This window comes from Pseudomonas sp. 8O, assembly GCF_902506495.1.
Classification (GTDB): Bacteria; Pseudomonadota; Gammaproteobacteria; order Pseudomonadales; family Pseudomonadaceae; genus Aquipseudomonas; species Aquipseudomonas chaetocerotis.
On sequence record NZ_LR733265.1, the window covers coordinates 226,262 to 250,434 of the forward strand.

General features: G+C 63.5%; 28 protein-coding genes. 11 read left to right on the forward strand and 17 right to left on the reverse strand.

Annotation, left to right across the window (positions count from 1 at the left end; genetic code table 11):
* The first annotated feature begins 16 nt into the window (after positions 1 to 16).
* Entirely contained in the window at positions 17 to 1,435 is a 1,419-nt protein-coding gene (locus GV002_RS14630) for an FAD-dependent oxidoreductase (RefSeq protein ID WP_017678548.1), read from the forward strand.
* On the opposite strand, the gene GV002_RS14635 is transcribed toward GV002_RS14630, so the two are convergent.
* A complete protein-coding gene (locus tag GV002_RS14635) occupies positions 1,420 to 3,351 on the reverse strand; it encodes a sigma 54-interacting transcriptional regulator (RefSeq protein ID WP_160019111.1) in 1,932 nt (643 codons plus the stop codon). The two genes, GV002_RS14630 and GV002_RS14635, sit on opposite strands and share 16 nt — an antisense overlap.
* A 267-nt stretch (positions 3,352 to 3,618) precedes the next feature.
* Here GV002_RS14635 and GV002_RS14640 point away from each other — a divergent pair, with 267 nt between their 5' ends.
* The 5 genes from GV002_RS14640 (at position 3,619) to hemE (ending at position 8,340) form a co-directional block, all read left to right on the forward strand.
* Positions 3,619 to 4,986, forward strand: coding sequence for a CmpA/NrtA family ABC transporter substrate-binding protein (locus tag GV002_RS14640; protein WP_160020166.1), 1,368 nt, complete (start codon positions 3,619 to 3,621; stop codon positions 4,984 to 4,986).
* Complete coding sequence (ntrB, locus tag GV002_RS14645) at positions 4,986 to 5,822, forward strand: nitrate ABC transporter permease (protein WP_160019112.1); 837 nt, start codon at positions 4,986 to 4,988, stop codon at positions 5,820 to 5,822. The genes GV002_RS14640 and ntrB overlap by 1 nt, the downstream gene beginning before the upstream one ends.
* A gap of 4 nt (positions 5,823 to 5,826) precedes the next feature.
* Complete coding sequence (locus tag GV002_RS14650) at positions 5,827 to 6,735, forward strand: ABC transporter ATP-binding protein (protein WP_160019113.1); 909 nt, start codon at positions 5,827 to 5,829, stop codon at positions 6,733 to 6,735.
* Positions 6,728 to 7,168 carry a cyanase gene (cynS, locus tag GV002_RS14655; RefSeq protein WP_160019114.1) on the forward strand — a complete coding sequence of 147 codons (441 nt, stop codon included), beginning with the start codon at positions 6,728 to 6,730 and terminating at the stop codon, positions 7,166 to 7,168. The genes GV002_RS14650 and cynS overlap by 8 nt, the downstream gene beginning before the upstream one ends.
* A gap of 104 nt (positions 7,169 to 7,272) precedes the next feature.
* Positions 7,273 to 8,340, forward strand: a complete 1,068-nt coding sequence (gene hemE, locus GV002_RS14660; protein ID WP_160019115.1) for a uroporphyrinogen decarboxylase — start codon at positions 7,273 to 7,275, stop codon at positions 8,338 to 8,340.
* A gap of 100 nt (positions 8,341 to 8,440) precedes the next feature.
* On the opposite strand, the gene GV002_RS14665 is transcribed toward hemE, so the two are convergent.
* On the reverse strand, positions 8,441 to 8,821 hold the full coding sequence (locus GV002_RS14665) for a DUF2141 domain-containing protein (protein ID WP_256667098.1): 381 nt from the start codon (positions 8,819 to 8,821) through the stop codon (positions 8,441 to 8,443).
* Between the two features lie 137 nt (positions 8,822 to 8,958).
* On the opposite strand from GV002_RS14665, the gene GV002_RS14670 reads away from it, so the two are divergent.
* Genes GV002_RS14670 through GV002_RS14685 form a run of 4 tightly spaced genes read left to right on the forward strand, consistent with a single transcriptional unit; the run spans position 8,959 to position 12,448 of the window.
* Positions 8,959 to 9,876: a dialkylrecorsinol condensing enzyme gene (locus GV002_RS14670; protein ID WP_160019117.1), complete on the forward strand. Its 918-nt coding sequence runs from the start codon at positions 8,959 to 8,961 to the stop codon at positions 9,874 to 9,876.
* 19 nt (positions 9,877 to 9,895) lie between these two features.
* The gene (locus GV002_RS14675; protein WP_160019118.1) at positions 9,896 to 11,053 is read left to right on the forward strand and encodes a beta-ketoacyl-ACP synthase III; all 1,158 of its coding nucleotides are present in this window, start codon (positions 9,896 to 9,898) and stop codon (positions 11,051 to 11,053) included.
* Entirely contained in the window at positions 11,043 to 11,450 is a 408-nt protein-coding gene (locus GV002_RS14680; RefSeq protein ID WP_160019119.1) for a hypothetical protein, read from the forward strand. Before GV002_RS14675 ends, GV002_RS14680 begins: the two co-directional genes overlap by 11 nt.
* Entirely contained in the window at positions 11,447 to 12,448 is a 1,002-nt protein-coding gene (locus tag GV002_RS14685) for a BtrH N-terminal domain-containing protein (protein WP_160019120.1), read from the forward strand. The genes GV002_RS14680 and GV002_RS14685 overlap by 4 nt, the downstream gene beginning before the upstream one ends.
* Positions 12,449 to 12,707: 259 nt before the next feature.
* On the opposite strand, the gene GV002_RS14690 is transcribed toward GV002_RS14685, so the two are convergent.
* The 6 genes from GV002_RS14690 to GV002_RS14715 are packed head-to-tail and all read right to left on the reverse strand — an operon-like array spanning position 12,708 to position 17,081.
* A complete protein-coding gene (locus GV002_RS14690) occupies positions 12,708 to 13,262 on the reverse strand; it encodes a hypothetical protein (protein ID WP_160019121.1) in 555 nt (184 codons plus the stop codon).
* Positions 13,259 to 14,368: a beta-ketoacyl synthase N-terminal-like domain-containing protein gene (locus tag GV002_RS14695; protein WP_160019122.1), complete on the reverse strand. Its 1,110-nt coding sequence runs from the start codon at positions 14,366 to 14,368 to the stop codon at positions 13,259 to 13,261. The genes GV002_RS14690 and GV002_RS14695 overlap by 4 nt, the downstream gene beginning before the upstream one ends.
* Complete coding sequence (locus GV002_RS14700; protein WP_074676408.1) at positions 14,365 to 14,631, reverse strand: acyl carrier protein; 267 nt, start codon at positions 14,629 to 14,631, stop codon at positions 14,365 to 14,367. Before GV002_RS14700 ends, GV002_RS14695 begins: the two co-directional genes overlap by 4 nt.
* Positions 14,613 to 15,803 (reverse strand): ABC transporter permease, encoded by a 1,191-nt coding sequence (locus GV002_RS14705; RefSeq protein WP_160019123.1) that lies wholly within the window; start codon positions 15,801 to 15,803, stop codon positions 14,613 to 14,615. Before GV002_RS14705 ends, GV002_RS14700 begins: the two co-directional genes overlap by 19 nt.
* Positions 15,800 to 16,684, reverse strand: a complete 885-nt coding sequence (locus GV002_RS14710) for an ABC transporter ATP-binding protein (protein ID WP_160019124.1) — start codon at positions 16,682 to 16,684, stop codon at positions 15,800 to 15,802. The genes GV002_RS14705 and GV002_RS14710 overlap by 4 nt, the downstream gene beginning before the upstream one ends.
* Positions 16,677 to 17,081: a beta-hydroxyacyl-ACP dehydratase gene (locus tag GV002_RS14715; protein WP_160019125.1), complete on the reverse strand. Its 405-nt coding sequence runs from the start codon at positions 17,079 to 17,081 to the stop codon at positions 16,677 to 16,679. The genes GV002_RS14710 and GV002_RS14715 overlap by 8 nt, the downstream gene beginning before the upstream one ends.
* 63 nt (positions 17,082 to 17,144) lie before the next feature.
* Here GV002_RS14715 and GV002_RS14720 point away from each other — a divergent pair, with 63 nt between their 5' ends.
* Positions 17,145 to 17,699, forward strand: coding sequence for a methyltransferase family protein (locus GV002_RS14720; RefSeq protein WP_160019126.1), 555 nt, complete (start codon positions 17,145 to 17,147; stop codon positions 17,697 to 17,699).
* A gap of 15 nt (positions 17,700 to 17,714) precedes the next feature.
* On the opposite strand, the gene GV002_RS14725 is transcribed toward GV002_RS14720, so the two are convergent.
* From GV002_RS14725 to GV002_RS14765, 9 genes are all read right to left on the reverse strand, one after another.
* Positions 17,715 to 18,308, reverse strand: a complete 594-nt coding sequence (locus tag GV002_RS14725; protein ID WP_160019127.1) for an Sbal_3080 family lipoprotein — start codon at positions 18,306 to 18,308, stop codon at positions 17,715 to 17,717.
* A 65-nt stretch (positions 18,309 to 18,373) separates the two neighbouring features.
* The gene (locus GV002_RS14730) at positions 18,374 to 18,814 is read right to left on the reverse strand and encodes an excinuclease (protein WP_160019128.1); all 441 of its coding nucleotides are present in this window, start codon (positions 18,812 to 18,814) and stop codon (positions 18,374 to 18,376) included.
* A 101-nt stretch (positions 18,815 to 18,915) separates the two neighbouring features.
* Positions 18,916 to 19,302, reverse strand: coding sequence for a hypothetical protein (locus tag GV002_RS14735; RefSeq protein ID WP_178094693.1), 387 nt, complete (start codon positions 19,300 to 19,302; stop codon positions 18,916 to 18,918).
* 26 nt (positions 19,303 to 19,328) lie between these two features.
* Complete coding sequence (locus tag GV002_RS14740; protein ID WP_160019130.1) at positions 19,329 to 20,555, reverse strand: beta-ketoacyl-ACP synthase; 1,227 nt, start codon at positions 20,553 to 20,555, stop codon at positions 19,329 to 19,331.
* The gene (fabG, locus tag GV002_RS14745; protein ID WP_160019131.1) at positions 20,555 to 21,298 is read right to left on the reverse strand and encodes a 3-oxoacyl-ACP reductase FabG; all 744 of its coding nucleotides are present in this window, start codon (positions 21,296 to 21,298) and stop codon (positions 20,555 to 20,557) included. Before fabG ends, GV002_RS14740 begins: the two co-directional genes overlap by 1 nt.
* Positions 21,291 to 21,755, reverse strand: coding sequence for a hotdog family protein (locus GV002_RS14750; protein ID WP_160019132.1), 465 nt, complete (start codon positions 21,753 to 21,755; stop codon positions 21,291 to 21,293). The genes fabG and GV002_RS14750 overlap by 8 nt, the downstream gene beginning before the upstream one ends.
* A complete protein-coding gene (locus GV002_RS14755; RefSeq protein WP_160019133.1) occupies positions 21,752 to 22,954 on the reverse strand; it encodes a beta-ketoacyl-[acyl-carrier-protein] synthase family protein in 1,203 nt (400 codons plus the stop codon). The genes GV002_RS14750 and GV002_RS14755 overlap by 4 nt, the downstream gene beginning before the upstream one ends.
* Positions 22,954 to 23,448: a hypothetical protein gene (locus tag GV002_RS14760; RefSeq protein WP_160019134.1), complete on the reverse strand. Its 495-nt coding sequence runs from the start codon at positions 23,446 to 23,448 to the stop codon at positions 22,954 to 22,956. Before GV002_RS14760 ends, GV002_RS14755 begins: the two co-directional genes overlap by 1 nt.
* On the reverse strand, positions 23,448 to 24,167 hold the full coding sequence (locus GV002_RS14765; RefSeq protein WP_178094695.1) for a class I SAM-dependent methyltransferase: 720 nt from the start codon (positions 24,165 to 24,167) through the stop codon (positions 23,448 to 23,450). The genes GV002_RS14760 and GV002_RS14765 overlap by 1 nt, the downstream gene beginning before the upstream one ends.
* Positions 24,168 to 24,173: the final 6 nt, after the last annotated feature.

Here is a 24,173-nt window from a genome sequence, read left to right on the forward strand (position 1 = left end):
TTGATGAGGTAATGCAATGACTGAACGTCTGAATAACGACTTCCAGTTCATCGAAGTCGGGCGCAAAGACCCGAAGAAGAAACTGCTGCGTCAGCGCAAGAAGGAGTTCGTCGAGATCTACGACAACTTCAAGCCGGCGCAAGCTGCAGACCAGGCGCATCGCTGCCTGGGCTGCGGCAACCCCTATTGCGAGTGGAAGTGCCCGGTGCACAACTTCATTCCCAACTGGCTTAAGCTGGTCTCGGAAGGCAACATCCTCGCCGCCGCCGAACTGAGTCACCAGACCAACACCCTGCCGGAAGTCTGCGGGCGCGTGTGCCCGCAGGATCGCCTCTGCGAAGGTGCCTGCACCCTCAATGACGGCTTCGGCGCGGTGACCATCGGTTCGGTGGAGAAGTACATCACTGACACGGCGTTCGCCATGGGCTGGCGCCCGGACATGTCCAAGGTCAAGCCGACCGGCAAGCGTGTCGCGGTGATCGGAGCCGGCCCGGCCGGCCTGGGCTGTGCCGACGTGCTGGTGCGCAACGGCGTGACTCCGGTGGTGTTCGACAAGAACCCGGAAATCGGCGGCCTGCTGACCTTCGGCATTCCCGAGTTCAAGCTGGAAAAGACCGTGCTCAGCCGCCGTCGTGAAGTCTTCACCGGCATGGGCATCGAGTTCCGCCTGAACACCGAGATCGGCAAGGACGTAACCATGCAGCAACTGCTGGATGAGTACGATGCCGTGTTCATGGGCATGGGCACCTACACCTACATGAAGGGTGGCTTCCCAGGTGAAGACCTGCCGGGCGTCTATGACGCGCTGGACTTCCTCATCGCCAACGTCAACCGCAACCTCGGTTTCGAGAAGTCGCCGGAAGACTTTATCGACATGAAGGGCAAGCGCGTTGTGGTACTGGGTGGTGGCGACACCGCGATGGACTGCAACCGCACCTCGATCCGTCAGGGCGCCAAGGCCGTGACCTGCGCCTACCGCCGTGACGAAGAGAACATGCCGGGCTCGCGCAAGGAAGTGAAGAACGCCAAGGAAGAGGGCGTGAAGTTCCTCTTCAATCGGCAGCCCATCGCCATCGTTGGCGAAGACAAGGTGGAAGGCATCAAAGTGGTCGAGACTCGTCTCGGTGAGCCTGATGCCCGTGGCCGTCGCAGCCCCGAGCCGATCCCGGGCTCCGAGGAGATCATTCCGGCGGAAGCCGTGCTGATCGCTTTCGGCTTCCGCCCGAGCCCGGCGCCCTGGTTCGAGCAGTTCGAGATCCAGACCGACAGCCAGGGCCGCGTCGTGGCGCCCGAGCAGTCGCAGTTCAAGCACCAGACCAGCAACCCGAAGATATTCGCCGGTGGCGACATGGTGCGCGGTTCCGACCTGGTGGTGACGGCGATCTTCGAAGGCCGCAACGCCGCCGAAGGTATCCTCGACTACCTCGGCGTCTGATTCGTCTCGTACCTGCGCGGCTGCGACCTACCCGGTCGGTAGTCGCGCGGGTCGATGGCGAAGCTCTCCAGGCGTGAGCGCAGGGTTGTTGGCTTGAGCTCCAGCAACCGCGCCGCGCCGTCCTTCCCCGATATCCTGCCTGCGCAGGCCGTCAGCGCCGCGATCAAGTTTTCGCGCATCTGCCGGCGTTGCTCGCCCTGGGTGAAAATCCGCATTTCCTGTTCGATGGGGGGCTGCGACGGCGCATCGTTGCCGTTGTCATTGGGCAAATCCAGGCGCAGCCGAGTGCCGGGCGAAATGATCACGGCGCGCTCGATCAGGTTCTCCAGCTCACGAATGTTGCCCGGCCAGGAATAGGACTGCAGGCGCTGGATGTCGGCCAGGCGCAGACTGGGCTCAGGGCGGTTGAGCTGGCGACAGGCGCGGCTGAGAAAATGTTGGGCCAGGGGCGGAATGTCTTCCGGGCGCTGGCGCAGTGGCGCCGACTCGATAGGGAAGACGTTGAGGCGAAAGTACAGGTCTTCACGGAAGCGGCCGGCGCGTACTTCCTGGCGCAGGTCGCGGTTGGTGGCGGCGATCACGCGTACATCCACCTGACGGGTACGGTTGTCGCCGACCCGTTCCAGCTGCTGTTCCTGCAGCACGCGTAACAACTTGCTCTGCAGCTCCAGGGGAATTTCGCCGACCTCGTCGAGAAACAGCGTGCCGCCGTCGGCCAGTTCGAAGCGCCCGACGCGGTCGTTCAGCGCGCCGGTGAAGGCGCCGCGGATATGGCCGAAGAATTCGCTCTCGAACAGTTCGCGCGGCACCGCCGCGCAGTTCACCCGGATCAGTGGGCGACGACTGCGCCCGCTGTTGTCGTGAATGGCGCGCGCGATCAGCTCCTTGCCGGTGCCTGACTCGCCGGTGATCAGTACGTTGGCGCCGGTGGGGGCGACCAGTTCGATCTGGTGGATTACCTGCTGCATGGCGGCGCTGCGCCCGACCAGGTCGTGCTGGGCGTACTCGCCACGAATTTCCTCCTGCAGGTAGGCATTCTCCAGCTCCAGGCGTTGCTTGAGTTGCTGCACCTCGCTCAGTGCCTGGCGCAGCCGGCGCTCGGTTTCCAGGCGCTCGCTGATGTCGCGAAACACCACCACGGCGCCGACCAGTTCGCCGTCGTCGCGCAGCGGTGTGCTGGTGTAATCCACCGGGATCGGCTTGCCGTCCTTGTTCCAGAACACCTCGTCGGCCACCTGATGCACTTCGCCGTCGTTGAAGGCTGCGTAGATCGGGCAAGTGTGTCCGTCGTAGGTGCTGCCGTCGGGATGGTGGTGGTGAATCAGGTCGTGAATGTTGTGGCCGATCAAGTCGTCGGCACGCCAGCCGAGAATACGCTCGGCCGCCGGGTTGACGAAGGTGGTCTCGCCATTACGGTTGACGCCGTAGATGCCCTCGCCAGCGGCGCCGAGGATCAGCTGATTCTGCCGCTCGAACTGGCGGAAGATGCGTTCCACGCCCTGCCATTCGAGCAGACCCTGACGTTGATAGCGCTCGGCTTCAGCGAGCCCGCGCAGGGCGTCGAGGCGGCGGCGCTGTTGGATCAGCAGGCCGAGCAGGGTGGTGCCATCATGCTCCAGTCGGCTGCCATCGATTTCCACCTCCAGGCGCTCGCCGTCGCGACGCAGCAGTCCGAGGCCGTCGCGCCAGGCATTGCCGCGCACCTGCACTTCCTCGGTGAAGGTGACCAGTGCTCCAAGGTCATGCGCCCAGAGACGGCTGGCGCGCAGTGTGAGCAGCTCTTCCTGCGGCCAGCCGAGCAGGGCGCAGCAGGCTGGATTGGCATGCAGGATACGGTCGTGGGTCGGGTCGATTACCAGGCTGGCGCTCTGCATGCGCTGTAGCAGCAATTGGCTGGCGGCATTTGGTTCGGGCATCTCGGGCCTCGCGGGATTGAGCTTTTGTCTTGTTATCCAAAGGCCGTGCCATTTGACGAAATATCGTTTCTAACGCTGACGAAATATCGTTAATGACGATATTTCGTTTTAAGTTTTAGATTTAAAGTCTTTATTTTTCAATTGCTTGCTATGTTTTTTGAGCTGGTACAGCTCCTGCAATAGCTGACATGAACCGGCCAGCAATGGCCCAGCCCAGTCAGCGCCCGCCTCACCAATCTGGGGCAGGCCATCGCAGGAGTGATCATGATGAGCGTCAATAGCCTGGACGATCCATTCAGCCCCGACAGCGAGCTTTCCCATGCCGCCGGGTGTGCTTGCCAGCGTTGCACGCCGAGTGCCGCTTCGCTGCCCGATAGCAGCGAAGCCATGCTCGATCGCGCGGTGGAGAACGCCATCGTGCGCGGCGTGTTCGGCCACAACGATTTCTCCCGGCGCAGTTTCATGGGGATGATCGGGGGCGGTGTCGCGGCGGCGATTCTGGGCAGCATGATCCCGCTGGATGCGGTCAAGGCGGCGGTCAAGGACAGCCTTGGCCCGCTGGAAAAGACCAAGCTGAAGATCGGCTTCGTGCCGATCACCTGCGCCACGCCGATCATCATGGCCGAGCCGATGGGCTTCTACGCCAAGTACGGGCTGGAGGTGGAAACGGTGAAGACCGCCGGCTGGGCGGTGGCGCGCGACAAGTCGCTGGCCGGCGAATACGACGCCTCGCATATGCTTTCGCCGATGCCGCTGGCCATCAGCCTCGGGCTGGGGTCGACGCAGACGCCCTTCGTCATGCCAGCGCTGGAAAACGTCAACGGCCAGGCCATCGTGCTCGGCATGCAGCACCAGGACAAACGCGATCCGAAGCTGTGGAAAGGCATGCGCTTCGGTGTGCCGTTCGAATACTCGATGCACAACTTCCTGCTGCGTTATTACGTCGCCGAGCACGGCCTGGACCCGGATCGCGACATACAGATTCGCGTGGTGCCGCCACCGGAGATGGTCGCCAACTTGCGCGCCGGCAACCTCGATGGCTTCCTCTCGCCGGACCCGTTCAACCAGCGCGCGGTGTGGGAGAAGGTCGGTTTCATCCACCTGCTGACCAAGGAACTGTGGCCGGGCCATCCGTGCTGCGCCTTCGCCTGCAGCCAGCGCTTCGCCAGTGAGAACCCCAATACCTATGGCGCGCTGCTGCATGCGCTGATCGATGCCACGCAGTACTCCTCCAAGGCCGAGAACCGCAAGGCGGTGGCCGAGGCGATCTCCACTCGCAACTACCTCAACCAGCCGGTACCGGTGGTGCAGCAGGTGCTCAGCGGGCGTTATGCCGATGGCCTGGGCAACATTCATGACGAGCCGCAGCGCATCGACTTCGATCCGTTCCCATGGCAGTCGATGGCGGTGTGGATCCTCACCCAGATGAAGCGTTGGGGCTATCTGCAGGGGGATGTCGACTACCGCAATATTGCCGAGCGGGTGTTCCTCGCGGCTGACGCCGGCAAGGTGATGAAAGAGCTCGGCCTGCCGGTACCGGCCGATGCCTACAAATCCTTCAGTGTGATGGGCAAACCCTTCGATCCGGCCGATCCGGACGGTTACCTGGCCAGCTTCGCCATGCGGAGGTCGTGATGAAAGCGTCCATTTCCCTGCGCGCGGCGATCCTCTCCGCCGTGCTGCTGGTGCTGCTGCTCGCCATCTGGGAGGTGCTCTGTCGAGTGCCCGCCAGCGCGGCAGTCAGTGCCGATGACGAATACGCCCTGCTCATGGGCGAAGCCGAGCAGGAGGCCCGTGTGCCACCGCCTTCGGTGGTGCTGGCGCATGCCTACGCCGAGCTGAGCCAGCCGTTCTATGACAACGGGCCGAACGACAAGGGCATCGGCATCCAGCTCGCGCATTCGCTGTATCGGGTGCTGACCGGTTATCTGCTGGCGGCGATGGTGGCGATCCCGGTCGGCTTCGTCATCGGCATGTCGCCGCTGATGTACCGCGCGCTCAACCCCTTCATCCAGATTCTGCGGCCGATTTCGCCGCTGGCCTGGATGCCGCTGGCGCTGTTCGTGATCAAGGATTCGCAGACTTCGGCGATCTTCGTGATCTTCATCTGCTCGGTGTGGCCGATGCTGCTCAACACCGCCTTCGGAGTGGCGGGCGTGCGCCGCGACTGGATCAACGTCGCCCGCACCCATGAGCTGAGCCCGCTGCGCACGGCGTTCAGCGTGATCCTGCCTGCGGCCATGCCGACCATCCTCACCGGTATGCGCATCTCGGTCGGTATCGCCTGGCTGGTGATCGTCGCCGCCGAGATGCTCGTTGGTGGCACCGGCATTGGCTACTACGTGTGGAACGAGTGGAACAACCTCAACCTGGCCAGCGTGATCTTCTCGATTCTGATGATCGGCGTGGTCGGCATGCTGCTCGACCTTCTGCTGGGCAGCGTCGCCCGTCTCGTCAGCTATCAGGAGTGATGTCATGTCCCGCTATTTTCTCGATGCGCGCCGCCTGGCCAAGCGTTTCCCGCAACCCGGCAGCGAGCCGCTGACAGTCTTCGAAGACGTCAGCTTCGGTCTCGACCAGGGCGAATTCGTCTGCATCATCGGTCACTCTGGTTGTGGTAAATCGACCATCCTCAATGCGCTGGCCGGGCTCGACAGCTTCAGCGAAGGCATGCTGGAAATGGCCGGCAAGGAAGTCGCCGGGCCCAGCCTCGAACGCGGCGTGGTGTTCCAGAACTACAGCCTGCTGCCCTGGCTCAGTGCGCTGGAGAACGTCGAGTTCGGCGTGCGTGCGCGTTTCCCGCAGTGGTCGAAGGAGCAGCGCCGCGCGCATAGCCGCAAGTACCTGGAAATGGTCGGCCTGGGCGGCTCCGAGGCGCGCAAGCCGGCGCAGCTGTCTGGCGGCATGCGTCAGCGCGTGAGCATTGCCCGCGCCTTCGCCACTCAGCCGCAGTTGCTGTTGCTCGATGAGCCCTTTGGCGCACTGGACGCCCTGACCCGCGGGGTGATCCAGGACGAGCTGATCAAGATCTGGAGCGCCACCAAGCAGACGGTGTTCATGATCACCCATGACGTCGACGAGGCGATCCTGCTCTCCGATCGCATCCTGCTGATGACCAACGGCCCGCAGGCGCGCATCGCCGAGTCGGTGCGCATCGACCTGCCACGGCCGCGCCAGCGCGACCAGGTGATTCACCACCCGGCGTACTACCGCATCCGTAACCACCTCGTGGACTTTCTGGTGAACCGCTCGCACGAGCTGCGCGGCCGCACCGTGGCCGACGAGCAAGGCTTCCCACCCGATATCAACCCCGCCCTGAACGAGCCGGCAGCGGCCGCCAGGGTCGTACCTCTGACCCCCGTGAAGGAGTTTCACCATGGATAAGCAACAGATGCGCACCACCATCATCGACGCGAAGGCGCGCCTGGGCCTGGACTGGGCCGCGCTTGGCCAGGGCATCGGCATGTCGCCGGTGTGGACGACCTCCGCCTGTCTGGGCATGAACAGCATGGCCAAGGCGCAGGCCGATGCCCTGTGCGAGATGCTCGAGTTGCCGGCGGAAGTCTCCACCGCGCTGCAGGCGTTCCCGCACAAACACTGGGACAAGTCCATCCCCACCGACCCGCTGATCTACCGCTTCTACGAGATGATCAACGTCTACGGTGAGACCATCAAGGAGCTGATCCACGAAGAATTCGGCGACGGCATCATGAGCGCCATCGACTTCAGCATGGACATTTCCCGCGTCGCCGACCCCAAGGGTGACCGTGTACAGATCGTGCTCAACGGCAAGTTTCTGCCCTATCGCAGTTGGTGAATCGTCGCGGCATATCGTCGCGATGGACAAAAGGCACGGCACCCGCCGTGCCTTTTGTTTTGCGCTCTGCGAAAATGCCCGCACTTTTTTCGTCGGATGCCGCCATGACCGCCCTGAAGAACGACCGTTTCCTGCGTGCCCTGCTCAAGCAACCCGTGGATGTCACGCCGATCTGGATGATGCGCCAGGCCGGCCGCTATCTGCCGGAATACCGCGCGACCCGGGCCAAGGCCGGCGACTTCGTGAGCCTGATGAAGAACCCGGAGCTGGCCTGCGAGGTCACCATCCAGCCGCTGGATCGCTACCCGCAACTGGATGCGGCGATCCTGTTCTCCGACATCCTCACCATTCCCGATGCCATGGGTCAGGGTCTGTACTTCGAGACCGGCGAAGGCCCGCGCTTCAAGAAGGTGGTCAGCAACCTGGCCGACATCGACGCGCTGCCGGTGCCGGACCCGGAGAAAGATCTGGGCTATGTGATGGACGCCGTACGCACCATCCGCCGTGAACTCAATGGCCGTGTGCCGCTGATCGGCTTCTCCGGCAGTCCGTGGACACTGGCCACCTACATGGTCGAAGGCGGTTCGTCGAAGGATTTTCGCAAGACCAAGGCGATGCTCTACGACAACCCGCAAGCCTTGCATGCGTTGCTCGACAAGCTGGCGCAGTCAGTCACCGCTTATCTGAACGGCCAGATCCTTGCCGGTGCGCAGGCGGTGCAGATCTTCGACTCCTGGGGCGGCGCGCTGTCGGCGGCGGCCTATCAGGAATTCTCCCTGGCCTACATGAAGAAGATCGTCGATGGCCTGATTCGCGAGCATGATGGCCGCCGTGTACCGGTGATTCTGTTCACCAAGGGCGGTGGCCTGTGGCTCGAATCCCTGGCAGACACCGGCGCAGAAGCGCTGGGTCTGGACTGGACCTGCGACATCGGCAGCGCTCGCGCCCGTGTCGGTGCCAAGGTCGCCCTGCAAGGCAACATGGACCCGGCGGTGCTCTATGCCAAGCCGGCGGCGATTCGTGCAGAGGTGGCGCGCATCCTGGCCGCCTACGGTGCAGGTAGTGGCCATGTGTTCAACCTCGGCCATGGCATCACCCCGGAAGTCGACCCGACCCACGCGGGCGCCTTTTTCGAGGCCGTGCACGAGCTGTCCGCGCAGTATCACCGGTAAGGCGTCTCCAGGACGCCAAGACCCATTCGCCGTCACTCCCGCGAAGGCGGGAGCGTCGGTGCTGCGTGCTATCTGGATGCCAACCGAAGCAGAATGACGGCTATTTCAGCGGCCTTCCTGGCGCTTCCCTTGGCGCCACGCGTTCCTTTTTCTTGCGCGGATGAATCAGGCGCACGCCGATTATGCTGTCCGTATAGCCATGCTCGAACAGGCTTTCGCTGGGTGTGGGTTTGCCGCCGAAAAGCGCAGGACTTCCGGAAAAACCCACCGGCTCCAGCGGGATGCCTCGGGGGCTGAGATCCAGTTGACCGTTACCGTTGCTGTCCTGGAACACCTGCACGGCATAGCGACCTGGGGGGAGATCATTCAGGCGCAGCGGTGTTTCCGTACCCTGAAGTTCGCGCAGGCTGGGCTGCCAGTCCTGCTGATCTGCTGGCACCAGCGCCAGGTACAGGTTTGCCCGATCCTGTACGCCTTCCACTTCGATCAGCAGGTCGCCTGCCCGGAGCGACTGGCAAGCGAGTAGCGGAACCAATAGGCAAAGTTGGCACGGGCGGGTTACGGTTTGAAGAATTCTCTGTGGCATAATTTGCATATTTTGCAGGGAATGCGCCGCGAATGCGTCATGTTTTAGTCGTCCACTTTTCTCAGACTGGCCAATTAGACCGTTTGGCGCAATCGGTCTGTGCGCCCTTGCGCGACTGTGGCGGCATCCAGGTGGACTTCTTGGCGCTGCAACCGGCTGAGCCGTTCCCCTTTCCCTGGCCATTTCTCGACTTCTTCCGCATCTTCCCGGAAACCGTGCTGATGAAGCCGCAGCCGTTGCTGCCGCTCGCTGTAGACGCCGACAAGCGCTACGACCTGGTGATTCTGGCCTATCAGGTCTGGTTCCTCTCGCCCTCGCTGCCGTGCACCAGCTTTCTCGCCTCGCCCGAGGCTGCCCGCCTGCTGAAGGACACGCCAGTGGTGACCCTGATTGGTTGCCGCAACATGTGGCTCATGGCGCAAGAGAAGGTCAAGGCACGGCTGCAGACGTTGGGTGCGAAGTTGGTGGATAACGTGGTGCTGACCGACGCCTGCGGTACGGCCGCCAGCTTCCTGGCTACACCGCTGTGGATGTTCACTGGCCGGCAGAAGCCCTACAGCTGGGTGCCGCGTGCCGGTATCGACGAGCGGGAATTGGCGGCGGCCAGCCGCTTCGGCGACGCTATGGCCCGTCGGCTGCTTGCTGACGAACTACCCATCGAGACACCGATGCTTGCTGGCCTGGGCGCGGTGAAAGTGGATGAAAAGCTGATCGCCAGCGAAAAGGTCGGCAATCGCAGTTTCACCTTGTGGAGTCGTCTGCTGTCGGCGCTAGGCCCGCAGCAGAGCCGCCGACGCGGCGCCGGGCTGGTGCTGTACATCGTGTTCCTGATTTGCCTGATTCTGACCGTGGTGCCGATCACGGCGGTGTTGAAAAAGTTGCTGGCTCCGTTGTTCAAGGCGCGTATCCAGCGAGAGAAGGCCTACTTTGCCGGCCCGTCCGGCGAGTGATGTGACCTGAGGTATTGCAGTGGCTCATCCCGTATTCATCAATCGCATCAGCGCCAGCCTGCCGCACGATCCTGTGGGCAACGAGCAGATGGAGACGCGCCTCGGCATGGTCGGTGGCAAGCCATCGCGCGCGCGCAAACTGGTGCTGCGCCGCAATGGTATTGAGCAGCGTCACTACGTGATCGACCCGAATACCGGCGAGCCGAGCATGAGCAACGCACAGCTCAGCGCCGAAGCCATTCGCGGTTTACAAGGTGACGGCTTCGAACTGAACCAGCTCGACTGCCTGGTGGCCAGCACCTCGTCGCCGGATCAGGTGATGCCGGGGCACGCCGTGATGGTGCATGGCGAACTGGGCAACCCGTCTTGCGAGGTGGTGACCACGGCAGGTATCTGCCTGTGTGGGATGACGGCGCTGAAATACGCCTGGATGAGCGTGGCCAGTGGCGAGAGCCGCACGGCCGTGGCCTGTGGTTCGGAGGTCGCCTCGACCCTGATGCAGGCGCGCAACTTCAACGCCGAGTATGAAAGCCGCGTCGACGAGCTGGAAAAGCATCCGGAGATCGCTTTCGAGAAGGATTTCCTGCGCTGGATGCTTTCCGATGGTGCTGGCGCTGTGCTGTTGCAGGATCGCCCGAATCCGAGCGGTCTGAGCCTGCGCATCGACTGGCTTGATATCTACTCCTTCGCCGATCAGATGCCGCCCTGCATGTACGCCGGTGCAGATATGCAGGACGACACCCTGCGTGGCTGGAGCCGTTACGACGCCGACGAGCGCGCGAAGCAGTCGGTGATGGCGATCAAGCAGAACGTCAAACTGCTCAACGAGAACATCGTCAAATACACCGTGATCGAGGCGCTGCGCCGGATCATGGCGCGCCGCGAGCTGCGCGTGGCGGACATCGACTGGTTCCTCCCGCATTACTCCTCGGAGTTCTTCCGCGAGCCGCTGGCCGTGGGCCTGGCCAATGTCGACCTGCCGATCCCGATGGAGCGCTGGTTCACCAACCTGACCAGCAAGGGCAACACCGGCGCAGCGTCGATCTTCATCATCCTCGAAGAACTGTTCAACGGCGGTCGCTTGTGCAGCGGCCAGCGGTTGCTCTGCTACGTGCCTGAAAGCGGGCGTTTCTCCAGTGCGTTCATGCACCTGACGGTGGTCGGCGATGAAGCTTGATGAGGTTCCCCAGGATCACAGCTCCACCTATGGTGGCCACAGCAAGCTGGTTTACGCAGTGGATGCCAGCGGCCATTACCAGGGGACCCAGAGTGATGGCTGGGAGCCGGAGGCCTATAGCACATTGCTCGCCGTCGCCGAGCTCGAGGCCCAGGAGGCCGAGGCCAGAGAGGCTTGGCAGCGCGGCGAGCTGTCACCGCTGAAATGCCTGATGTACCGCTACCGCATGGATGAAGCGGCCCTGTCGCAAATCACCGGCCTGTGGCAATGGCGCGTGCGCCGGCATTTCCGTCCAGACATCTATCGCCGCTTGAGCACTTCGCTGCTGGCGCGCTACGCCGAGGCCTTTGGCCTGACCGTCGACGAGTTGCGTCGCTACCAGAGAGAGTTGCCATGACTGCGTTCGAACACCGCCAGAGCGCCCACTGCGAAAGTGGCGTCATGGCCAGTCTGCTGACCCACGCCGGCCTGCCCATGAGCGAGCCGATGGCTTTCGGCCTGGCATCGGGTCTGGCCTTCGCCTATCTGCCGATCGTCAAGCTCGGTGGTATGCCGTTGATTGCCTATCGCATGCCGCCGCGCCACCTGATCAAAACCCTGAGCAAACGCCTTGGCGTGCGCCTGACCAGCCGCACGTTTTCCAACCCCGAGCAGGGCCGCGTTGCGCTGGATGCGGCGCTCGACAGCGGTCGCCTGGCTGGCCTGCAGAGCTCGGTGTTCTGGCTGCCGTATTTCCCACCGGAGATGCGCTTTCATTTCAATGCGCACAACCTGCTGGCCTATGGGCGCGAGGGTGACGAGTACCTGCTCAGCGATCCGGTATTCGAGGAGCCGGTGCGCTGCGCCAGCGCCGATCTGCAGAAGGCGCGCTTCGCCAAGGGCGCGCTGGCGGCCAAGGGCCTGATGTACTACCTCGACGACGTGTCGCCGGATCAGGATTGGGAGCGCCTGATCCGCCAGAGCGTGCTGTCCACCTCGCGCATCCTCGACGGCATGCCGCTGCCGTGGATCGGTATTCGTGGCATCCAGCACCTGGCCAAATGCGTCGAATCGCTCGACCCGGCGCAGGTCAAGTACAACCGCCTGTACCTCACTCATATCGTGCGCATGCAGGAAGAGATCGGCACTGGCGGTGCAGGCTTTCGTTTCATGTACGCCAGTTTCCTGCAGGAGGCCGGCGAGAAAATCGGCGATACCAGCTTGCAGGAGGCATCGTCCCGGCTCACGGCGGTGGGCGATGACTGGCGCCAGTTTGCCTCGGCCTGTGTACGGGCCAGCCGCAGCAAGGGCGAGGCGCCGGACTTCAGGCCGATCGCCGAGATGCTTCGAGGCATCGCCGGGCAGGAGCGGGTGTTGATGAAAGAGCTGGGTGCCTGGGCCAAACGCAAGGGCTGATTGCTTTCTGAGAGGCTGGTTGTGGTGGGCTGAAGCGGATCGCCGCCCGGCCCACCCTACAACTGCCAGTCAACTGATCGTTCCCCACGCTTTGCGTGGGAATGCCTCTCCGGACGCTCTGCGTCCGTTATCGAGCGCCTGAGCAAGAACGGGCGCGGAGCGCCCTGGCCTTGGTTCCCACGCAGAAGCGTGGGAACCATCAGAACAACTGCAGATGCGGCTCCGTAATCGTAGGGTGGGCTTCAGCCCACCAATGCCGTCAACAAGCCTGCAGCTGCAGCACTTCGATGTCTGCCGTCAGCTCGGCAAAGCCCTGTGCGTTCGTTGGCGCCTCGATCAACACCGCCTGCGCCTGAAAATCGCCATTCTCGTCGATCACCACCAGCAGCGCCTGGGTGATTACGCCATCGGAAAGATCCAGGGCAGCCAGTGCCTGCAGCTGTTTCCATACATTCGTCCCGGCTCCGATAAACAGGTTTGGTCCCTCCAGCCCCAATTGAGCGGCGACGTGGAAGCCGGCAGCGTTGCTGACGCTGTTGACGAACTCAAAGGGCTTGGGCTGGCGCTGGTGGACGCACACGGCATCGAGCAGTGCGCCCATGGTGGCGCGTGCCGGGTGACGCGAGGCCAGATAGAGACCGCAGTCGCTACGTACCCGCGCCTTGAGTGGCGCACTGCATAGCAGTGCCTGCAGGATCATGCGGTCGATGCGCCGCGGCGGGGTAGCCAGCCACTGGCTCAGCGCGGCCTTGAGATCCTTGTCGGAGCAGCGCGCCTCTCCGCGAACGCTGCACGCGGCGATGACCGGCTTCATGCCTGGTCTCCCGTGCAGCGCTGCAATATCAGGCTGGCATTGTTACCACCGAAACCGAAGAAGTTGGCCAGCAGCAGGCTGTCTGCCGCGATGCTGGTCGGCTGGGCAATGAGTGGCAGCAGCGCCTCGGCCGCATAGTCCACGCCTGGCAGGCTGGCTAGATTCTCCACCAGCAGCAGGGTTTCGCTGAGGCCGCAGGCGCCCAGGGTATGGCCGAGCCAGGGTTTGAGCACACACAGCGGTGGCAGCGCATCGCCGAACAGCAGGCGCACACCATTGCTCTCGGCGCGGTCATTGGCGCCGGTGGCGGTGCCGTGCAGTTTCACCAAACCGATCTGTCCGATGTCGACACCGGCACTGCGCAGGGCTTCACGCATTACCCAGTCGATATGGCTGCCGTCTTCGTGGGTGGTGGTCAGGTTGCTGGTGTCGCAGGCGCTGAAACCGCCGAGCAGCTTCGCCAGTGGCGCGTCGCCGGGCTCCTTTGCCAGCAGCGTGGCGGCATAGGCTTCGCCGAGAATCAGGCCGTCGCGTTCCGGGTGAAAGGGCCGGTAGACGCCACTTGGGCTGACCAGCTCGAGTGCACCGAAGCCTTGTTGGGCGATGGCGCTGGGCGTCTCGAAGGCCAGTACCAGCACGCGTTCGTAGAGGCCGGACGCGAGCATTCGCGCTCCATACAGCAGGCCATTGGCAGCGCTGGTGCAGGCGGTGTTGAGGGTGAAGGCGTCGGCGAAGCCCCACCGCTGGCGAAGGTCCTCGGCCAGCCGGTCGAGCGGGGTCGAATGCTCCGGGTGAAAACCGCCTTCTGCGGCGATCAATTGTTCGAGGTCGTCGATATCCAGGCTGGTGCTGGCGATGATCAGCAGGCAGTCATCCAGCTCCCCCGGCTGTTCGCCCAGGGTTTCGCCGAGCAGTCGGTCACAGCGCTGCGGGCGGTTTTCAGCGCAGCCGCCGACTGCCAGATAGGGGCGCGGCTGCTGCAGCTCATGCAGCAGAAACGAGCCGGACACAGGCCGCTGGCCGCCTTGAAGGGCCGCACCAGCGGCGCGCAGGTCAGCGCCAAGGGCGCTGTGCAGGGCGCCGCGCTGGAGGTAGATGGGCGTCACTTTTTCTGCCTGATGAAGGCCGCGATGCTGGCGATGCTGTTGAGAATGCGCCGTCCGTCCTTGGCTCCTTCGATGCGTACGCCATAGTGCTGCTGCAGCGCCAGGGACACCTGCAGGGCATCGAGGCTATCCATGGCGATGCGGCTTTGCTGACCGAACAGCGGCTCGTCATCGGCGATACTCTGCCAGTCGATGTCGTCTTCCTTGTCGCACTCACGGATCAGCAATTGCTTGAGTTCTTGTTCTAGTAGTGTGTCGTCCATTGCGTTTGCTGCACTCGTTTGCGGAACAGGAAAAGCCCGGTGCCGCCCAGCAGGATGGCGAACAGCAGAAGACGGGCACAGTCAGGGGCGATGTCGGCAAGCGTTCCCTGGCCCACCAGCAGGGTCAGGAAGGCGTCCAGTGCCCAGCTCATCGGCGAGATTTCCGCCAGTTGGCTCATCGCTTCTGGCATCACGCTCTTGGGCACCATGATGCCGCCGATTGCGGCGAGGATGATATTGAGGCCACCGCCCAGCAGCAACGCCTGTTCGCCGCTACGTGCCAGTGCGGCCAGCAGCAGGCCCAGGCTGCAGGCCGCCAGGCTCAGGCTCAGGGCCAGCAGTACATAGGCCAGTGGCGAGCCTGGCAGGTTCAGGCCGCTCAGGCCGAGCAGCGGCAGGATATGGATGCCGATGGCCAGCAGCAGGGCGAACTGCAGCAGATTGATCGCCAGGTAGGGCAGCAACTTGCTCAGAATCAGGCTGGCAGGGCTCACGCCCAGCGCACGAAAACGAAGGAGTGCGCCGCTCTGTTGTTCGCGCTGGAAGCCGCCGGCCATCGGCAGGGCGACGAAGAACATGCCGAAGATCAGCCAGGCTGGCACGCTCAGCTGGCTGGCGTTGGCCTTGCCGCTGAGTTCGCCGCTGGCCAGTACCTGGAATTCAACGACTTCGCTCTGCGTACGCTGGCGGATAAGTTGCCAGCGTTCGTCTGCCGTCATCTCTGCTGGCAGCGCTTCGCTGTCTTCGAGGTAGGCGAGCAGGCGCGTCTGCGCCAGGGCGATGTTCAGCGCCGCGCGCAGGCGCTGACGGCTCTGACTGTCGAAGCGCGCGGGAAAGCTCAGCACCGGCCCTTTGTGGGGAATGTTTAGCAGGGTCTCGGAGAAGTCGCTGGCAAGGCTGATTCGCGGCAGTGCTTCATCGCTGCTGGCCAGCAGCAGGCTGCCTGGCAGCTGGGCCATCAGCGCCTCATGGAAGAACTGGCTGGCCTCGCTGCTGCGTGGCACCTCCAGCACCACGCTCAGCGGTGGCGGCTGGTCGCGCAGGTAGTTGGACAGCGCGGCGGCCATCAGCACGAGAAACAGGATCGGCATGATGAACAGCACGGCCAGCGCGTGCGGGTCGCGCAGCAGCAGCAGGCATTCCTTGCGCACCAGCGCCAGCAACGGGCTCACAGGCGGCCTCCGTTGAGGCTCAGGTAGAGCTGTTCCAGTGATGGCCGGCCAAAGCGCAGCAGGCTCGGTGGGGTCGGCTGCGCGGCAAGGTACTGGGTGATGGCGAGCAGTTGCTGGCAGTCCAGATTACTGATGCGCAGACCATCCGGCAGCGCCTCGGCGCTCAGCTGCAGTTGGTCAAGCAGCCCTTGAAAACCGGCCGGTACCTGCTCCGGCCATTCCAGCAGCAGGCCGTGGCCGGCATCGAGCAGTTGATTCTTGTCCACATCGAGGCGCACCTTACCCTCATGAAGAAGCAGGATGCGCCCGGCCACGCGCTCGACCTCGTCCAGATAGTGACTGGTGTAGATCACCCCATGGCCTTGCGCAGCGAGTCGCCCTACGGCATCGAGCAGCAACTGGCGGCTGCCGGCGTCGACGCCGACTGTGGCTTCGTCGAACAGGTACAGACGCGCGGGTTGGAGCAGGCCGATGGCGAAGTTCAGGCGACGTTGCTCGCCACCGGACAGGCGTGCTGCTCGGCGCGGCAACTTGTCTTCCAGGGCACTGCTGGCGATGCACAGCTCCAGGCGCTGGCGGCGCTGGGTGCCCTGGAGGCGGTAGAGATCGGCGAACAGGGCGAGGTTCTCGGCCACTGTGAGTTCGGCATAGAACGCCAGCTGCTGCGGCACCAGACCCAGGCTGCGCGGGCCGTGCCAGCGGATTTCGCCCTGTTGCAGGGCCAGCGTATCGCTGAGCAAGGCCAGCAGTGTGGTTTTGCCGGCGCCGTTGCTGCCGAGCAGGCCCAGGCACTGGCCTTCCTCCAGTTGCAGATCGATGCCTTGCAGCGCCGAAGTGTCTGCGCCTGGGTAGCGAAAGCTGACGTTGCTTAGTTCAAGCACGGACGAGTACCAGCAGCAGTTTGCCGTCCAGCAGCGGTTGCGCGCCGGCATGGATGGCAAAGGCATAGAGGGCGCCGGCCGGGCTCAGCGCCTCCTGCTGGGCGCTCACCAGCAGTGGTTCTGCACTGCGTGTGACCGGGTGCAGATGGAGCTGGGAAAGTTTGCCGACCAGGGCCATTTCGATGGCATCCGCTTCGCCGTATAGGGCACCATGTGCGGCGCAAAGCTGGGCTGCGGCTTCGAACAGCAGGCAGGGCGAGGCATTTTCGCCAAGCTTGTCGAGGTGATGCCAGGCACTGAGGCCGCGGATATTGAGGCTGTCATGATCGACCAATGCATCCAGCCATAGCGCGTCGCCCTGGTGCGGCAGCAGTGTGTGCAGTTGGGTGCGATCCATGGCAGGCGGTCGGTACGTACGGGTGACGCAGTGTAACAGAGGCAGGGATAGAGGGAGGATGCAGTGACAATCTGGCAGTTGGCGGCTTTTGTGATGCTCAGCGCAGTGCTGGTAGGCATTTCCTGGCGCACCTTGGGCAATCCGCGCAGTCACGGCTTCTATCGATTCCTCGCCTGGGAGGCGATGGCGCTGATGCTGGTGCTCAATGCGCCGTCCTGGTTTGGCGACCGGGGTGAACTGCATCAGCGCATATCCTGGGGGCTACTGAGTCTTTCGCTGGCGGTGCTGTTCGCGGGCGTGTACCAGATGCGCCGTTTTGGTCAGGCGGGTACGCAGCGCCAGGATGATGAGCTATTCGCCTTCGAGCGCACGTCGCAACTGGTGACGGGCGGTATCTTCCGCTACATCCGCCATCCGATGTACTGCTCGTTGCTGCTGCTGGCCTGGGGCATCGCTTTCAAGCGCATCGATGTGCTGATCGTCCTGCTGGCTGTGCTTTCCAGTGTGCTGCTGTGGTGTTCGGCGCGCTGCGAAGAGCGCGAGTGCCTGGCCTATTTCGGCGAGGCCTACCGCGAGTACATGGGGCGAAGCTGGATGTTCGTGCCGCTCGTGCTCTGATCTCACGCAGGGTTGCTATTGCGCGCTCTGGTGCTCCAGCAGCAACTGTCGATAGGCGCGCTGATAGTCTTCATAGCCGAGGTTCTGCTGTTGCAGGTCGCGCACTCGTTCATCCAGGCTTTTGCGTGGCCCGGGTGTCGAGGTGGCCTGTGTGGCAGGTGGGGTTGTGCTGCTCAACTGAGCGCTGGCCAGCAACTCGTCGATGACCGGGTCGATCTTGCTTTTGGTGCCTTGCCATTTCATCAGCGACAAACCGCCTTTGCCGCGCAGGTGATAGTTGGCCTTGGCCAGTGTCTGACGACGGGGGCCGAGGATGGTGATTTCGGCGGTGGACAGATAGGGCGCCATGTCCCAGGAGCGGCGGGCGGTGTATGTCACCACATAAGGGCAGTCTGCTCTGGGAATCTTCGAGTAGATCTGCGTCTGGATTCCATGCCGTGCGAAGCCTTCCTGCAGTACGGACACGAAGTCGCTGACCTGAACTTTTGGGTTCTCTTCGATACACATCTGGTCGGCCGCCGCCTTTAGTGGCGTGACCCGGGTAGCAGTGCAACCGCCGAGTAGGGTTATCGCTGCGAGCAAGGGCAGGGTTATGCGTAGTTTCGACATGGGAGAGGGCTTCCTTGCGTGAAAAGGCCACCTCGACGGTGGCCTTTGCGTGAGTGCCGCTGGTGTCACTTCACCTTGGCGTATTTGGCCTTCAGCGCGACACCGGCCATGATGGCGCCGGCATGGCATTCGTATTTGCTGTCGTCGCGGTATTCCTTGTTCTTGTAGTTGCTGGCCAGGTCGACCACGGCGTTGGCACCGGCAACCTTGGCGGCGTTCTGCAGTTTGATCAGGGCCGATTGCAGAACCCAGCTGCAGGCTTCTTCATCACTCTTGTTGAAAGCGTTGGTCTTCTGGCTGGTGGTGACGTTGGCGTTGATGATCTGTGCGCCAGCCGGAGTCTTGTTCAGGTAGAACTTCACCGAACCGTCGAGACGACCGGCCTGGGTGGCTTCGTTGACCACCGACTGGAAGTCGAGGAAGTGAGCGGTGTCGCGCGCCTGGCTGAGGCCGGGCAGCAGGGCGACGGAGAGAAGAGCGGCAGTGGTCCAGATTTTGGCTTGCATGGGTATCTCCTTGAATATCACTGTGTGTAAGAGCGCGTTCAACGTCTGCTGCGCGTGGGCCTGTCGCACTGATGAACAGGCCGTTACCAACCAGGCACCTGCTAGAAGGAAGCCCTGTTCAGTTCCTGCTGGATGCTGCGATCCAGATTATGGATCCAGTTGTTGTAATTGCGATGGATCTTGCCGTTCTTGTAGCCAAGGTTCTGGCTGTCGCGATAGCGGATCGAATAGCTCGACACGCTATAGGGAATGGTGATCTCGGCCTGGTGGCTGCGACGCTGGATCAACGCCATGATATTGCCCCGGTCGGCACGCTCGACCGTCCACTGGCGGTTTTGCAGGGCGCTGAGAATAGCGCGGCGCATATCATCCTCATTCCTGACCGCCGAAGTGGGTGTCCGGTTCTCAATGTTCATCACCGGTTTTGACGTACAGGCTGCGACGCCCAGCAGCGCAACGATCAGAGCAGATCGAGTGAAATGAGACATCATCCTTGTTCCTTGTCAGTTGAAGGTCATTGCCAGCGCTTGAAGATCAGCGAGGTGTTGACGCCACCAAAGGCGAAGTTGTTGTTCATCACGTACTCATGGCTCATCTGGCGGAACTCGCCGCGCAGATAGTCCAGCTCACCGCAGGCCGGGTCGATCTCGTCCAGGTTCAGGGTGTAGACGTAGCTGTCCGAGTTCATCATTTCGATGCTGAACCAGGACTCCAGCGCGCCGCAGGCGCCCAGGGTATGGCCGAGGTAGCTCTTCTGCGAGCTGATCGGCATCCGCGCGCCGAACAGGCTGCTGGTGGCCAGGGTCTCGGCGACGTCGCCCTGTTCGGTGGCAGTGCCGTGGCCGTTGACGTAACCGATGGCCTCCGGCGCCAGGCCCGCGTCGTCCAGCGCCAGCTGCATGGCGCCGCGCATGGTTGCCTGCACCGGTTTGGTGGCGTGCTGACCGTCGGAGTTGCAGCCGAAACCGACGATCTCGGCATGGATAGTGGCGCCACGAGCGAGGGCATGCTCCAGCTCTTCGAGCACCAGGATGCCGGCGCCTTCACCGATTACCAGACCGTCACGGCCGCTGTCGTAGGGGCGCGGGCTGGTGTGTGGGGCGTCGTTCTTCAGGCTGGTGGCGTAGAGCGCATCGAAGACCATGGCTTCGGTGGGGCACAGCTCTTCGGCGCCGCCGGCGACCATCATCTTCAGGCGGCCGAACTTGATCGCCTCGTAGGCATAGCCGATGCCCTGGCTGCCACTGGTGCAGGCGCTGGACGTGGGGATCAGGCGGCCCTTGAGACCGAAGAAGATGCTGATATTGGCCGCCGTGGTGTGCGGCATCATGCGGATATAGGAATTGGCGTTGAGGCCGTCCGCCACCGAGTTCAGCAGCATGTTGCCGAAGGCCTTGACCTCCTCGGTGCTGCCGGTGGACGAACCACAGGCCACGCCCATGCGCCCGTCGGCGATGCATGGGTCGCCGAGCAGCCCAGCGTGCTCCAGGGCGCGTTCGGCGGCGTACACGGCCAGCTTGGACACCCGGCCCATGCTGCGCGTCTGCTTGCGGTTCCAGTGCTTGGGCTGGACGAAATCGTCCACCGGCCCACCCAGGCGGGTGTTCAGCTCGGTGAAGCGGTCCCATTCGTCCATGCGGCGGATACCACTCTTGCCAGCCTTGAACGCGGCCGAGATGGTTGGCCAGTCGCTGCCCAGCGAGGTGATACCGGCCATGCCGGTGATGACTACACGTTTCATCAACACAAACCACCATTCACCGCGAGAACCTGGCGCGTAATGTACGCCGCCTCGTCGGACATCAGAAAGTTCACCGCACCGGCCACCTCTTCGGGGGTGCCCATACGGGCGGCCGGGATCATCTTGAGAATCTCGTCCACCGGTACCAGCTCGTCGAGGATCTCGGTATCGATCAGGCCGGGCGCTACGCAGTTGACGGTGATCTTGCGCTTGGCCAGCTCGATCGCCAGGGCCTTGGCGGCGCCGATCACGCCGGCCTTGGACGCGCTGTAGTTGACCTGACCGCGGTTGCCGACCAGACCCGATACCGAGGTGATGCAGACGATGCGGCCTGGCGCGCGGCGACGAATCATCGGCATGGTCAGCGGGTGCAGCACGTTGAAGAAACCGTCCAGGTTGGTACGCATGACCTGATCCCAGTCGTCCTCGGACAGCGCCGGAAAGGCGCCATCGCGGGTCAGGCCGGCGTTGCACACCACGCCGTAGTAGGCGCCGTGTTGCTCGACATCGGCCTCCAGCGCCTCGCGGCAGGCTGCGCGGTCGGACACGTCGAATTGCAGGATGCGCGCCTGGCGACCCAGTTCGGCGATCTGCGCCTGCACGGCTTCGGCCTCATCGCGGCGCGAGCGGCAGTGCAGGACGATGTCATGGCCCGAGCGCGCCAGGCGCAATGCAATGGCGCGGCCGATACCACGGCTGGAACCGGTGACCAGAACGGTGGCGGCAGAAGTGCTTTCAGTCATGGGATTGTTCTTGCTGCTCTTGTAGATAGACCGCCGGTTGCGGCGGGCGGAACACGTTGAGGCGGGCTTCGGCCTGGATGCCGGGGCCTTGCAGGTGGCATTCGAACACACCCATGCCATTGTCGTCCTGTAGCGAGCACAGGGCGCGGATGCGCAATTCGCTTCCGGCCGGAAAGCTCTCGACGTTACAGGTGTACTTGCGGGTGCCGAGGAGAAAGCCCAGCTCCACCGGCAAACCAGCTCGCTTGGCCTGGATACCGGCAAAGGCGGCAATGGCCTGTGCCATCAGCTCGATGCCGGTCCAGGCCGGCAGGCTGCCGTCAGCATCGCTGAGCAGGCCGCCGGGGCGCACTGTGAGGCGTACCTCGATCGCTTCGCTATCGCAGCTCAGTACTTCATCGAGCAGCACCATGTTGCCCGCATGGGGTACCAGTTCGGCGACTGGCCACAGGCTCATGACGCATCTCCCAGGATCAGCGCGACATTGTTGCCGCCGAAGGCGAAGGAGTTGCTCATCAGGTAGCGACCCTTGTCGCGGGCCAGGCGTGCGCCAGGCTGGACGAGCTCGAGGGGCGCCAGTTCGGGGTCGTGCTGGCCATCCCAGAGGTGTGGCGGAAGCAGACCGTCACGGTTGTATTCGCTCAGGGTGAGCCAGCAGAAGGCCGCTTCCAGCGCACCGGCAGCGCCCAGGGTGTGGCCGGTCATGGGTTTGCTCGAAGAGCAGGGCAGGCCGTCGGGGAACAGCGCGTGCACGGCCTTGCTCTCCATCGCGTCGTTATGTCGGGTAGCGGTGCCGTGCAGATTGAGATAGTCGATTTCGCTGGCGCCGATGCCGGCCTGGATCAGCGCCTTCTCCATGGCTGCACGGGCGCCGAGACCTTCCGGGTGCGGTGCGGAGATATGGTGGGCGTCCGAGGTGGCGCCTCCGCCGAAGAAGGCGATGGGACTATGCTCGCGGGTCATCAGGAACAACGCCGCCGCCTCACCGATATTGATGCCGTGGCGGTTCACCGAGAACGGATTGCAGGGTTCGGCGCAGACGGCTTCTAGCGACGAGAAACCATTCAGGGTGAGGCGGCACAGGCTGTCGACGCCACCGCAGATCACCGCATCGCACATACCCTGGCTGAGCAGGCGATGAGCGCTGAGCATGGCGCGGGCGCTGGAGGTACAGGCCGTGGACTGACAGTACACCGGGCCCGTCAGGCCCAGCCAGTCGGCGAGGAAGTTGGCCGGTGCAGCCATTTCCTGTTGGGCGTAGTCGTATTCGGCGGGTAGCACGCCTTCGTTGAAGTGACGCGCGATATGCTCACCCGCTTCACGGATGCCCGAGGTGCTGGTGCCCAGCACCAGGCCGACGCGCTGCGCGCCAAAGCGGGTGATGGCTGCGCGCAGCTCGGGCTCGATCTGCTGCGCAGCGGCCAGCAGCAACTGGTTGTTGCGGCTGTGGAATGCCTCGAAACCTGCAGGCATGTCGGGCAGATCGACATGCACGGCGCCTACCGTCAGGCTGCGGTCGCTGACCCAGCCCGCTTCGGCACGCATGCCCGAGGCGTCGCCGGCAAACAGCGCATCGGCCACGGCCTGCTTGCCTTCGCCGAGGGCGCAGAGCAGGCCGAGTGCATTGAGGTAGCCGGGGGTGGGGGAACGGTGCATCAGTCGCTTTCTTCCAGGTTCAGTACGCGTATCCGGTAGTTCAAACCGGTCTTGCCAAGGGTGAAATCCAGTGGGCCGTGGTAATCGATGACCCAGTCCGGCTCGAGTCGGCGCTGCTCATCATTCACCTGCTGCCAACTGCCGGGCGGGTAAGCATGCAGTGCGTCGGCGCGAGCCAGGGCGAACAGCAGCGTGGCGAACAGCTCGCGCGCTTCGCTATTGGGTGGCAGCAATCCGTCGTTGTGCCACTTCCCGGCATCCAGCAGTTGGCGGGCCAGGGGAATGCCGAGCGGATCCAGCAGCGACCAGCGCAGGAGCGAACCTTCCTGCTGGATCACCAGCAACCAGTCTTGGAGCGCGTCCGCCTGTTCACGCCGGATCTGCAAGGTGAGCGGCAAGGGCGCGACTAGTGCCGGGGCCACTTGCGGCACGGGTGTGCGTGCGGTGCAGGCGCCCAGCAGCAGGCTGGCGACGAGCAGGAGTATGCGTGGCATCACGGTTTGCGCGCCACCACGTTGAGCAGCGTTTCGTCGCGTTGGCCGACCGGCTTGGGCCGCATCAGGCCCCAACGTTCCAGCAGGCCGAAGTCCTTGGCCCGGCTCCACCACAGGTAGGGGTAGGAAACGCGGGTATCGTCGAATTGGAAGCCCTGTGCACGCAGCATGTCCAGGTACTGCTCGGCGCTACGTTGCACGTGCATCGGATGGCGGAACAGCCAGCGGATCACCCAGGTATCGATGTAGAACTTGGTCGACTCGGCCAACAGCAGCCGGCCACCGGGCTTGAGCACGCGCCAGAATTCGGCGAGCGCCTGTTCCTGCTCCACCAGGTGGTGCAGGGTCTGATGGCAGAACAGCAGGTCGACGCTGGCGTCGGGCAGGTCGATGGAGGCGCAGTCGCTGGCGATCAGTTCGACCTCCAGGCCCAGGCGCTCGGCCTCGCGACGCGAGCACTCGAGGCTGTGCGGGTCGGCGTCGAGACCGATCATCCGTGTCGGTGCGAAGGCGGCGTTGAGCAGGCCGAAGGAACGGCCCTGACCGCAGCCGGCATCGAGCAGCACGGGGGCTTGCGGCAGCGGGCTGCCGGTCAGGCGCACCAGGTCGTTGATCGCGACCCGCAACACATGGTGTTGCCACACATGGCTCTGCAGGAACCAGAAGCCGAAGCGGGTTTCTTCGACGTAGGTGGGCGAGACGGGGCGCAGGGCGTTCATCGACGA

Coding starts and splice junctions, on each gene's coding strand:
- GV002_RS14630 (WP_017678548.1), top strand. CDS start 17: ATGACTGAACGTCTGAATAACGACTTCCAGTTCATCGAAGTCGGGCGC.
- GV002_RS14635 (WP_160019111.1), bottom strand. CDS start 3,351: ATGCCCGAACCAAATGCCGCCAGCCAATTGCTGCTACAGCGCATGCAG.
- GV002_RS14640 (WP_160020166.1), top strand. CDS start 3,619: ATGAGCGTCAATAGCCTGGACGATCCATTCAGCCCCGACAGCGAGCTT.
- ntrB (WP_160019112.1), top strand. CDS start 4,986: ATGAAAGCGTCCATTTCCCTGCGCGCGGCGATCCTCTCCGCCGTGCTG.
- GV002_RS14650 (WP_160019113.1), top strand. CDS start 5,827: ATGTCCCGCTATTTTCTCGATGCGCGCCGCCTGGCCAAGCGTTTCCCG.
- cynS (WP_160019114.1), top strand. CDS start 6,728: ATGGATAAGCAACAGATGCGCACCACCATCATCGACGCGAAGGCGCGC.
- hemE (WP_160019115.1), top strand. CDS start 7,273: ATGACCGCCCTGAAGAACGACCGTTTCCTGCGTGCCCTGCTCAAGCAA.
- GV002_RS14670 (WP_160019117.1), top strand. CDS start 8,959: ATGCGTCATGTTTTAGTCGTCCACTTTTCTCAGACTGGCCAATTAGAC.
- GV002_RS14680 (WP_160019119.1), top strand. CDS start 11,043: ATGAAGCTTGATGAGGTTCCCCAGGATCACAGCTCCACCTATGGTGGC.
- GV002_RS14685 (WP_160019120.1), top strand. CDS start 11,447: ATGACTGCGTTCGAACACCGCCAGAGCGCCCACTGCGAAAGTGGCGTC.
- GV002_RS14690 (WP_160019121.1), bottom strand. CDS start 13,262: ATGAAGCCGGTCATCGCCGCGTGCAGCGTTCGCGGAGAGGCGCGCTGC.
- GV002_RS14700 (WP_074676408.1), bottom strand. CDS start 14,631: ATGGACGACACACTACTAGAACAAGAACTCAAGCAATTGCTGATCCGT.
- GV002_RS14715 (WP_160019125.1), bottom strand. CDS start 17,081: ATGGATCGCACCCAACTGCACACACTGCTGCCGCACCAGGGCGACGCG.
- GV002_RS14725 (WP_160019127.1), bottom strand. CDS start 18,308: ATGTCGAAACTACGCATAACCCTGCCCTTGCTCGCAGCGATAACCCTA.
- GV002_RS14730 (WP_160019128.1), bottom strand. CDS start 18,814: ATGCAAGCCAAAATCTGGACCACTGCCGCTCTTCTCTCCGTCGCCCTG.
- GV002_RS14735 (WP_178094693.1), bottom strand. CDS start 19,302: ATGTCTCATTTCACTCGATCTGCTCTGATCGTTGCGCTGCTGGGCGTC.
- GV002_RS14740 (WP_160019130.1), bottom strand. CDS start 20,555: ATGAAACGTGTAGTCATCACCGGCATGGCCGGTATCACCTCGCTGGGC.
- fabG (WP_160019131.1), bottom strand. CDS start 21,298: ATGACTGAAAGCACTTCTGCCGCCACCGTTCTGGTCACCGGTTCCAGC.
- GV002_RS14750 (WP_160019132.1), bottom strand. CDS start 21,755: ATGAGCCTGTGGCCAGTCGCCGAACTGGTACCCCATGCGGGCAACATG.
- GV002_RS14755 (WP_160019133.1), bottom strand. CDS start 22,954: ATGCACCGTTCCCCCACCCCCGGCTACCTCAATGCACTCGGCCTGCTC.
- GV002_RS14760 (WP_160019134.1), bottom strand. CDS start 23,448: ATGCCACGCATACTCCTGCTCGTCGCCAGCCTGCTGCTGGGCGCCTGC.
- GV002_RS14765 (WP_178094695.1), bottom strand. CDS start 24,167: ATGAACGCCCTGCGCCCCGTCTCGCCCACCTACGTCGAAGAAACCCGC.